Source organism: Corynebacterium sp. ACRPH, assembly GCF_022347285.1.
Lineage (GTDB): Bacteria > Actinomycetota > Actinomycetes > Mycobacteriales > Mycobacteriaceae > Corynebacterium.
Genome location: NZ_JAKRND010000017.1, coordinates 37,773 through 48,565, shown reverse-complemented (window position 1 = coordinate 48,565; position 10,793 = coordinate 37,773). Strand labels below are relative to the sequence as shown.

Annotated in this window: 6 protein-coding genes; 3 read left to right on the top strand and 3 right to left on the bottom strand. The window is 61.3% G+C overall.

What is annotated here, in order from left to right; translation table 11 throughout:
• Positions 1 to 370 precede the first annotated feature (370 nt).
• Genes MHX66_RS09025 through MHX66_RS09015 form a run of 3 tightly spaced genes read right to left on the bottom strand, consistent with a single transcriptional unit; the run spans position 371 to position 2,984 of the window.
• On the bottom strand, positions 371 to 1,675 hold the full coding sequence (locus MHX66_RS09025) for an ABC transporter permease (protein WP_239202419.1): 1,305 nt from the start codon (positions 1,673 to 1,675) through the stop codon (positions 371 to 373).
• 5 nt (positions 1,676 to 1,680) lie between these two features.
• Positions 1,681 to 2,613 carry an ABC transporter ATP-binding protein gene (locus MHX66_RS09020; protein ID WP_239202409.1) on the bottom strand — a complete coding sequence of 311 codons (933 nt, stop codon included), beginning with the start codon at positions 2,611 to 2,613 and terminating at the stop codon, positions 1,681 to 1,683.
• The gene (locus MHX66_RS09015) at positions 2,610 to 2,984 is read right to left on the bottom strand and encodes a GntR family transcriptional regulator (protein ID WP_239202407.1); all 375 of its coding nucleotides are present in this window, start codon (positions 2,982 to 2,984) and stop codon (positions 2,610 to 2,612) included. Before MHX66_RS09015 ends, MHX66_RS09020 begins: the two co-directional genes overlap by 4 nt.
• 187 nt (positions 2,985 to 3,171) lie before the next feature.
• Between MHX66_RS09015 and MHX66_RS09010 the strand changes: the two genes are divergently transcribed.
• The 3 genes from MHX66_RS09010 to MHX66_RS09000 all read left to right on the top strand — a co-directional run bounded on the left by MHX66_RS09010 (position 3,172) and on the right by MHX66_RS09000 (position 10,372).
• The gene (locus MHX66_RS09010; protein ID WP_239202397.1) at positions 3,172 to 4,587 is read left to right on the top strand and encodes an NYN domain-containing protein; all 1,416 of its coding nucleotides are present in this window, start codon (positions 3,172 to 3,174) and stop codon (positions 4,585 to 4,587) included.
• Between the two features lie 80 nt (positions 4,588 to 4,667).
• Positions 4,668 to 6,713, top strand: a complete 2,046-nt coding sequence (locus MHX66_RS09005; protein WP_239202395.1) for a galactan 5-O-arabinofuranosyltransferase — start codon at positions 4,668 to 4,670, stop codon at positions 6,711 to 6,713.
• Positions 6,714 to 6,898: 185 nt separating this feature from the next.
• On the top strand, positions 6,899 to 10,372 hold the full coding sequence (locus tag MHX66_RS09000) for an arabinosyltransferase domain-containing protein (RefSeq protein WP_239202393.1): 3,474 nt from the start codon (positions 6,899 to 6,901) through the stop codon (positions 10,370 to 10,372).
• The last annotated feature ends 421 nt before the right edge of the window (positions 10,373 to 10,793 follow it).

Sequence of the window (10,793 nt, the reverse complement as noted above, 5' to 3'; positions counted from 1 at the left end):
AGACATACAATGCATCAGAATCAACACAAAGGTTGGTCAACAAAGTATCTAAACTTGGTTCATCACGCTATTGAGTTCTCAAACAACCTACGCACACAACAAACACACCACACAGTGGCAGTCACGTTGCGACGGATTACGAGTGTAAAGCAACCGTGAAGATAAAGCAAATTCCCGGTAAACAACCCGCTGCACTCGCACACAAACGAACTGTTTTTACAGCTTCAAAATGATTGGCCAGACACTTATGACTTCCAGCGTTCCGAGAGTCTGTAACTCGCGGCGCCGTGTCGCGCTGACTTGGATTAATGTACACACACCCCACACCAAACACAAACCCGCAGGCCACAAGGCATTTCCGCAGAGTGTTCTAGGCATCAGATCCTAGACCCAGATTCTCCTGGATTGATTCATGGGCCGTATCGAAACGCCCGATCCCCCATCGCAGCGCAGCGAATACGAGCACTGTCACCACACCCACTGCTCCAAGGATTGCACCAACAGGCCCCAATAGGTCGATTCCAGCCTCATCAATTTCTTGAACCGAGACGATGATCACCGCCATCGCGGCAGACATCAGCATGATGGCCAGCAGGCTGGCCACCCACCTCATCCATCCGCTGAAGCGGTTGCTCACCCAAAAGCTCACGATTACCACCGAGCCAAAGGCCATTGCCACTGTCGCTGCAACGAGCAGGGTCATCAGCAGACCCTTCCCGCTTACGTGCAGTTCTAGATCGCCGCCCCCCGGGAACAGTGCACTAAATAGCGCGAACTCCGCCGTTCCGATCAGCACCAGCAGCCCCACTCCCGGCATCCACAAAGCAAGCCGCCCCATAGCCGTTGCGTACCAGCTGCGGCGATCGCCGGAGAGCACCAGCCAATTGCGCAAGCTCGAGTTCAGCGTCTCACCGAGGTAGTAGGCAGCCACCAGCAGAATCATCGCGGCCGGGTACAGCCACATCGCCCCACTAGCCGTTAGCCCTGAGGCGAACCAACCGATCACACCGACGACTATCGCGATGAGTCCAGCCAGGTGCATCCAAGCCATGAAGCCGTCGATCCGCCAGGCTGCAAGGTAGTTGAGCGCCGTGGGGTTGTTGCCCTTCTTTTCTTGTTGACGCCACCTCGTCTCCGTATTTAACAATCCAACCAACGCGGCCTTATCCGCTTTGCCAAGCTCGTCTTTTTCAGAATCGCTAGAGTTCCTGTTGGCGGCCTTGATGACCTCGCTATTATCCCCGACACGTGCCAGAGCCCTGATGATGCTGGCCACATGCACGAGGAAGACGAATCCTAAGACAACCCAGAATGCCGGGATGTGCCAACTGAGAATTAGCGCAAGGACGTAGCCCAAAAGCATCGCTCCACAGACGACTGCTGATGCAATTGGCATGACTATCAGGAGGTTTCGGCGCATATCCGCCACGCTCATCCCCAGCGCTCGAAGCTGAGCTTTGTCCCACACTGTGGTGATCGGCTGCAGCCCCAGCGAGAGGCCAAACAGTAGGTATATCCCCAGCTTGAACCCGTTGATTTCCTCCCCACCCACGGCAAAGAAGAGGATCATCAGAACGAACACGGTGCTAAAACCAAGGTTCCCAGCTTTAGGAAGCAGCTGGCGCATGGCCAATTTCCAGTGCGTTCCCCAAGGCAGAGGTCGATAGGTGGTCACCAAGGCTAGAACTCCCTTCCGGTCAGCGCTAGCACCGCCTTCTCCAGGTCCGCGCTGGTTACGCGCACTCCGCTGCCTTCAATACGGGTGGCGAGATCCTGCACGCTATCGGTCCCCAGCCCGTGAGTATCAAGGACTACCCGGCGTAGGCCGGAGGACGTGGCGTCATTAAGAACAGAACCCACAGCCCCAACCTCCCCGAGCGCGGCGTCGACTCCCGCGGCGGAACCAGAGAGGATCGCGATGCGTTCGGTAATCGCGTCGAGGGTGCCGACTCCCGTAATGCGGCCCTTGTCGAGGAGGACGACGGAGTCGAGGATGCGGGCGGCGTCTTCGACGTGGTGGGTCGAGATGATGAATGTGCGCGGGTTGCGTTCCACGTCCTGCAAGAGATGCTTGTAGAACAGCTCGCGATTCTGCACGTCAAGGCCCAGGTAGGGCTCGTCGAGGAGGGTGACGGGACACTGGGCAGCCAGACCAATAACAATCGAGACCAGGGACTTTTGCCCGCGCGAGAGCTTAGACAGCGGTTTGCGCGTATCGACCTCGAAGTCTTCGCAGAGTTGGCCCGCATAGCGCTGATCCCAAGTCTCCCAGCGGGCGGCGACCACACTGAGTAACTGCTTGACCTTAATATCCGCGGGCCAAGGCACATCAGGGCCAGACAGTATCAAGCTGTTCAGCACTTCCGTGTTGTCGTACACCGGCTGACCGCCAATAAGGACTTCGCCCTGGGCGCGCAGTTGTCCGGAAATTGTGCGCAACAGAGTCGTCTTACCTGCACCGTTGCGGCCGATCAGGCCATAGACGCGGCCACCTGGCAGGTGCGCCGTCGCGCTATCAAGGGCGTGAGTGGCGCCGAGCTTGCGCCTGACGTCGCGCAGTTCAATGTCGGGAGCGGCGCCTGAGGCTACGACGGAAGATTGTGTGACGTTCATTCGTAGAGTCCTCGACTTTCTGCGACTTTGTCCATGAGGGTTTTCAGCTGTTTGCGATTCATGCCCAACTTGGCGGCCTCGTCGACGAGGGGAACCAAATAACTGGCCGCGAAGGCCTCCTTACGCAAGGCCAGGATTCGCTCGCGGGCGCCGTGTTCAACGAACATTCCCACGCCACGTCTCTTGGCCAACACGCCCTGATCGACAAGTAGCGCCAACCCTTTTCTGGCGGTTGCGGGGTTGATGCTGTGAAATTCTGCGAGTTCGTTAGTCGATGGCGCGCGTTCGCCCTCAGTAAGCGATCCATCCACGATCGCGTCCGCGATGAGGTCTGCGACCTGCTGAAAAAGCGGAGTCGACGATTCATTCATGGGGCACCTCCTTCCGCGGGCTGCTTAACAAGTTCCCAGTGCGCTCTGTACCTCAGTGCACTCTCAACACACCTAGTTAGTTGGTTAGTTACTTGTGCAACTAACCATACAACAAAGTTTTCGGGCATGCTAGAGGGAAAGAACCCAAAAGAACTAGTTACGAACGAAACGAAAAGAGCAATGAACAATGTTGGAACGCACACAGGTCTATGTCGACACGTCTTACCTGCTAGCAAGCTTTTATAACTCCTGGGACACCGGGGCTCGCGCCCAGTTAGAGATAGACCTTCCGGAGGTCGTGGCAGTCCTCGGCCAGATGATCCAGGACCAGCTGAAACAGCCCGTTCACCGGCAATTTTGGTACGACGGCATCCCCGATTCCGGCCCCCACCGCTACCAGCGCTCCCTGCGCAGCGAGCCGGGCGTGCAGCTACGCGCCGGTCAACTGATCGAATGGGGCGACCGCCGCACCCAAAAGGCAGTGGATACGCGCCTCGTCGCCGACATCGTTATCGCCGCGATGAAGCGCCAGGTATCCGACATCGTGCTCGTTTCTGGTGACGCCGACATGCTGCCCGGTGTTGAAGAGGCCGTCGCGGCAGGCATCCGCGTGCATCTATACGGTTTCGGCTGGGATTCCATGTCCTCCGCCCTGCGCTTCGCCTGCGATACGACCACGATCTTGGATCCGCGCGAAGACTTCCGCGACACCATGCGCTTGCAAGTGCTGGAAGGCCCCCTGCCGACTGGCGAACAACCCGAACAGCCCGAGGACAAGCCGCTGGGCGATGCGGAAGAGCCCGCGGACTCGAGCCCGTGCGTACTCACCGCCGCCGACGCTCCCGGGGATGGGCCTGCCGATGAAAGCGCTGCCGGGGGCTCTACCCCCGGAGACACCGCCGCCGGGAAAAGCGCTGGCGAGGAGAGTGTCGCCGCCGGCAATGCGGACGCACCCAAACCTGCGGATGCGCCCAAGCCCAAAGCTCCAACCACTCCTCAGATTCCGGAGCCTGTGCGCAGCGGCCCTGCCGCCACCTCCCGGGGCGCCACCCATCCGAGCGTGAACCAAGAAGTCACCCCAACTCCGGCAACCCAACCCGCCACGGAAACTGCAGCTGAGGCGGTCGAGGCAGCCGAAACTGCACAGAATGCAGACAGCGCACAACCCACACCGGCGGAGACCAGCACGTCGGCTGCGGCGGCCGGGCCGGGCACGACGGCGTCACCAAATAAGACAGCAGAAGAACAAGAAACAGAAGCACCCAAGCCGAAGCCGCGCCCGAACCCCGGCATGATGGCGCGCCACCGCAAGCTGCGCAGCCGCTACGTGCCGCTGCCGAACGAGGTGTGGGCGACCGCGGGCGAGCAGAGCCCGTCTGACATTGGCCAGCAGTACGCGGTGTGGTGGTACGACAATGTGGCGAACGAGGAACAGCGCGACAACGCCCACCTGCTGTCGGGCGGCGGGCTGCCTCCGGAGATCGACCGGCCGCTGCTGCAGTTTGCTTGCGAGACTCTGCACGAGTACACGCTCTCCGAAACGCAGCGCGTAGGCCTGCGCGACGGATTCCACTCCGGGATTAGGGCAATCATGCTGCGCTGACTGAGCGGGGCGTGACGGACGCGACCCGCACACGGCTTCGGACGACAGGGGTTGTCCGGGGCGTGTGCAAGAATGAAGCAATGAGCTCAAGTTCCGCCACGCAGGCTGATCGGACGGTCCCCTTCACCAAGGACGCGCTGTCCATCCGCCAGACTTTCGTGCGCCTCGTAGTAACCGCTGCGCTTGCATTCGCCGGAACCACCCTGGGGTGGTACCTGATGGCGCACACGAACTTCCCTGCTTTTACCAATAGCTTCGTGCTGCGCGGACTGACCACAGCGGCAATAGTCATCCTGGTCGTAGTCACCGGACTGGCTTGCTACTGGTGGGTCTACCCGGCGAGCCGGATGCTCAGCGGGCAGGCCACCGGTGCGCAGGGCAAGAGCTTAGGGGCGCGAAGATCGCAGCGACCAGCTCTGCGCGGGTGGGTCTCCATCCTACTGCAGTTGATCATGCACCTAGCGCCGGCCGTGCTGGTGCTGGCAGCGCTGGGCATTCCGCTGGCGGCGACCCAGCTTTACCTCGGCGGAATCAGCGTAGACCAGGCGTTTCGCACGCAATTCCTCACCCGCATGACCGACCACCTGGGGTGGGAGGACATGGCCTACATCGATCAGCCGTCCTTCTACCCCGGCCTGTGGTTCTTCAGCGGCGGACTGTTCGCCCGCACCTTTGGCCTGGACGGCTGGGTGGCGATGCAGCCCTGGGCGCTCATCACGATGGCCATGGCCGCCAGCATGCTGGTGCCGGTATGGCAGCGCATCTCCGGATCCCTGCCGATCGCCAGCGCACTGGCACTAGTGACCGTGACGGTTACCCTGACGGCCGGCGGCGACGAACCCTACGCGGCAATCGTGGCCATGGGCATGGCGCCAGCGTTCGTCCTCGCCCGGCGCGCGCTCCACGGAGGGCGCGCCGCGCTCGTCGGATCCATCATCTACCTGGGGCTTTCGGCAAACCTCTATACGCTGTACACCGCCGTATCCGCCCTGACCGTAGTGGTACTAGCGGTGGCTGGCGCGATTATGGAGCGCGGCATCAAGCCGCTGATCCGGCTGGTGGCAATCGGCGCAGGCTCCATCGCCATTGCCCTGCTGGGCTGGGCGCCGTACCTGTGGAGCCTAGTCACCCAGCCCCATGGCTCCACCAGCACCGCACAGCACTACCTGCCGGAAGTTGCCACACAGGTGCCCACCCCGTTCTTCGAGTCCGCGGCGATAGGCGTCCTCTCCATCATTGCGCTGATCTGGATGGTATTCCGGCGCAAAGACGGCGACGTCCGCGCTCTGACGCTCGGCCTACTTGTCTGCTACGCATGGGTGATCCTGTCGCTACTGATGACGGTCTTCGGCACCACGCTGCTGGGCTTCCGCATGGCTGTGCCAATCAGCATTATCCTCGCCGTTTCGGGCGTGCTAGCCATCGCCGATTGGCGACTGGTGTATGTTCCGCAGTTCACGGCGGCAGCGGGCCGCAAGCCTGTGAATGGCGTACTAATCAGTCGCGTGATGGCTATCGTGATGGCCGTATGTGGCATTCACTATGCGACGCAGATCCCCCACGAGCACGAAAACCACATCGACACGGCCTACACCGACACTGACGGCGAAGGAAAACGCGCGGACAAGCTTCCGGGCGATTCCGCCGTGTACTATTCACAGGTAGACGAGGTCCTCTCCGAGGAGCTCGGTGGCCGGTCCGGAAAGGTGCTGCTCACGGACGAGAAGAGCTTCTTGGCCTACTACCCGTACCACGCCTACCAGGCCTTTACCTCGCACTATGCCAACCCGTTGGGTGACTTCGCTCGCCGCAACGAGGAGATCGAGGGCTGGAGCAAGATCGCGGAACCCAAGGACCTGCTGGCTGCGATGGACAACGCAGAAAAGGAATATGGGTGGAAGGCACCCGACGCGCTACTCATGCGCGGGCAGTTGGATTCAACCGATAGCAGCAGCGACGGCGCCGACGACGCTGACAGCACATTTACCTACTTGGTAGCAGATGACATCTACCCCAGCCAGCCGAATGTACGGTTCCGCGCGATCCACTTCGATGCCTCTGCGTTCTCCGAAGGCTGGGATCTGCACCAGGTCGGGCCGTTTGTCATCGCGGTGCGCCAGCGCTGAGTCACCCAGCGCTGAGCAATCCAACGCTAGGTAGCGGAGCTGCGCACACCAGCAGGTCCCTGGCGCCGCGCACACTGTAGGTGGCGTCACAAAAGACTCTCTAAGTAACAGGAATTAACAGAAATCCCGGCGAATAGGCTAATTGAGTTCTGTGTTAGCCCGACCGTGGCCTACAATTACCTGTTGTGTCTAAAGTTCAGCAGCCAACAGGGAAACTAAAGTTAGCGTCCATCATCTCCGGCCTCATCGGCATGGTGATGTTCCTTTCTTTGCCTTTCCTGCCTGTAAACCAGGTACAGTCCTCTTTCAACTGGCCTCAGGACGATGACCTCACATCCGTCCAGGCGCCCCTGATCTCCTACGTCCCCCAAGACGTAGACATCACGGTTCCCATCCAGGAAGTTCGCAACCTGGAAAGCGGTGCGACAAACATTCTGTCCACCCTCCCGCCAGAATCCACAGAGGCCACCCTGCGCGGCATGTTCGTCCGCTCCACCGACGACAGCCTCGACGTGGTCGTGCGCAACGTCGTCCCGCTGTCCATTAATAAGGACGCTCTGCGGAAGCTGCCGGACGACGCGCAGCTGCGCATCACCTCCGACTACGAATCCACCCGCGCCTGGGTTCCGGACGCAGACAAGCACCTGGACTACGCGTTGGATTCCACCATCGATGCCGACGTTCGCCCCGCTCTCACCGGCATCTACACGGATATCAAGAACACGGAGAAGAACTCCAACAGCACGATCGACGCGGGCTTCCAGGCACACGTCACCGTCGATTCGCGCTTCACCTCTTCCCCGTCGGCCATCAAGTACCTGGCCATCTTCGTGGGCATCATCGCCACCGCGATTGCCCTGTACTGTCTGTACCGCATCGATATCCTCGACAAGCGAACTACGTCCCGCCGCCTGTTCCACCGCGACTGGTGGAAGCCCCGACCTCTCGACGGCGTAGTCGGCTTCATCCTGCTGGCCTGGTACTTTGTCGGTGCCAACACCTCGGATGACGGCTACTTGCTGACCATGGCCAAGGTCTCCCACGAGTCCGGCTACATGGCCAACTACTACCGCTGGTTCGGCGTACCGGAATCCCCCTTCGGATCGCCGTTCTACGACCTGCTGGCACTGATGACGCAGGTCACCTCCGCATCCATCTGGATGCGCCTGCCCTCTCTGATCGCGGGCATTGTCACGTGGCTGTTCCTTTCCCGTGAGGTCATGCCACGCCTCGGCGCCAAGATCAACCAGCGCCAAGTCGCCCACTGGACCATGGCGGCAACGTTCCTGCTGTTCTGGATGACCTTCAACAACGGCACGCGCCCGGAGCCGATCATCGCCGTGCTCTCCCTGCTGGCTTGGGTCTCCTTCGAACGCGCCATCGCCACCCACCGCCTGCTGCCCGCCGCGGTCGGCACGATCATCGCCACCCTGGCGCTGGGAGCGGGCCCGACTGGCCTGATGGCCGTCTCCGCCCTGCTGGCCTCCCTGGGCGCGCTGATCCGCATTCTCACCCGCCGCCTGCCTCTGTTGGGCGCGCCGAAGGGTGCCCCGAAGAAGACGGTCATTGCGGCCATCCTGGCGCAGATCGCGCCGTTCCTGGCCGCCGGCACCGCGATCCTCACGGCTGTGTTCGCAGACCAGACGCTGCGCACCGTCGCCGAGGCCATCAAGCTGCGTGGAGAAATCGGCCCGTCTATGCAGTGGTTCGAGGAGTTCCGTCGCTACGAAGCCCTCATGGAGCAGACCGTCGACGGCAGCTTCCCGCGCCGCTTCACCATGGTCATGCTGTTCTTCTGCATTGGCATCGTCGTGGCTGCCATGCTGCGCAACGGGCGCATCACCGGTACTGCTAAGGCTCCGTCCACTCGCCTGTTGCTGATCATTCTGGGCACGCTGTTCTTCATGACGTTCACGCCCACCAAGTGGACCCACCACTTCGGCGTGTTCGCGGGTATCGGTGCTGCGCTGACGGCCCTAGCATCCGTTGCCGCCTCGCGCTTCGCACTGCAGACCAGGCGCAACCAACTGCTGTTCCTGGGCTCTACCCTGATGCTGTTCGCCTTCACCCTCGCCGGCCCGAACGGTTGGTGGTACCTGTCCTCCTACGGTGTGCCGTGGTGGGATAAGCCGGTGCAGCTCTCTGGTATCACCGCTAGCACCGTGATGCTTGCTGTATCTGTCGTGGTTCTTTTCTGGGGTGTGATCGTCGGCTTTCTTGCGGACGCCAAACGCGCCCGTGCCACCACCGAATCGGAAGTGGCAGATCTTGAGCGGGCCGAGACTAAGAAGCTCCATCAGTTCCGCGGCCTGACGGCCGCGCCAATCGCCGTGCTGACGGCCTTCACGGTCGTGTTCACCCTGGCCTCCCTGACGAAGGGCATGGTCAGCCAGTGGCCCGCCTACTCCGTGGGCAAGGGCAACGTGATGGCTCTCACGGGCCAGACCTGTAACCAGGCTGCGGATGTTCTGGTGGAGACCAACACCAACGACTCCTTCCTCCAGCCTGCCGACGGCAGCTCCCTGAAGGAATCCCTGACCAGCGGCGGGGGGCGCGGCTTCGAGCCGAACAACATCCCCGCCAAGATCGACTCCAAGTCCACCGGCAACTCCCAGGCCACGGTGGGCTCTTCCGACCAGTTCCGTAGCGAGGATTCCGGCTCCGACGACACGAACGCTTCCTCTGACCAGGGAGACACGCAGAATGCGGCGTCACAGGATAGGACAACGAACAAGTCCGAGGGAGAGACGAGCAGCAATGACGGCAACGACGGCGGCGACGCATCCGGCACCACCGGCGGCCTGAAGGCCACCAAGGGCGTGAACGGATCCTATGCCGTGCTGCCGTTCGGAATCGACGCGAACAAGGTGCCAGTGGTCGGCTCGTACACCGAGGGCCTGCAGACACCCGCGAACACCACGACCAGCTGGTACAGCCTGCCGGAGGACCGCGAGGGTCTGCCGCTGCTAGTGTTCAGCGTGGCCGGGCAGGTCGGACACTTCGACATGGACGGCGTCTTCAAGTACGGCCAGGAGATCAAGGTTCAGTTCGGCAAGTCCGGTGGTTCCAAGAAGGCTGAGGACTTTGAGGTGCTCGGCGAGCAGATTCCGCTGGATCCGGGCTACGCGCCCGAGTGGCGTAACCTGCGCATCCCGATGGACGAAGTTCCGGAGGACGCGGACTCGGTACGCATTGTGGCGAACGATCCGAACCTGACGCCCACACAGTGGATTGCCATTACACCGCCGCGCGTGCCAGAGATGGAGTCACTGAACGACTACGTGGGCTCCGAAGCGCCGACGCTGCTGGACTGGACCATCGCTTTCCAGTTCCCGTGCCAGAAGCCGTACGACCACTGGGCGGGCGTGGCCGAGGCAGCAGAGTTCCGCATTTCGCCGGACCACGACGTCCGCAGCAACCACACGCCGGTGATGGACTACTCCGGTGGTGGCTCCTACGGGCTGGTGCAGATGACCTCGCAGGCCGAGGAGATACCGACCTACCTGCAGGACGACTGGCAGCGAGACTGGGGTGTGCTGGATAAGCTGACCCCGTTCCCGAATGCGAACGGCGATAAGCCGAAGCCGGTGAAGCTGGATACGGAGACGGATAAGCGCTCTGGGCTCTGGTACAACGGGCCGATGAAGTTCTCGGACTAGGTTCGGGGCGGCTGGCCCCTGGACAAGGCTGAGCGGGGTGGTGAAAATCCACTCCGCCTTTTTCATGCCTTGGTCCCCCTTCATGCTCTGGCACTTATGCATGCCCCCCTAGGAACCCTGCGCTAGAGGGACGATGTCCCAAATCTTCCACCTTCGAGGAGTAGCTCCTTTGCAGCAAAAAACTGCGAAGCCCTGACCTGCGGAAATAGATAGCTATAAAAACAGAGTGGAAGATTTGGGACATTCCCCAGCTCTAGCTCGCCAAGACAGGGATGGATGACCGTGGAGCATGCACGACCGAGACAGGGATGCAAAAGCAGGGTAGGAACGCAAGTGCGGGATAGGGATGCAAAAAGCGCCGCCCGGTTAGGGCGACGCTTCATTGCTTGTAGCTGTTTGCTCGCTAGCTCGCTAACGCGCA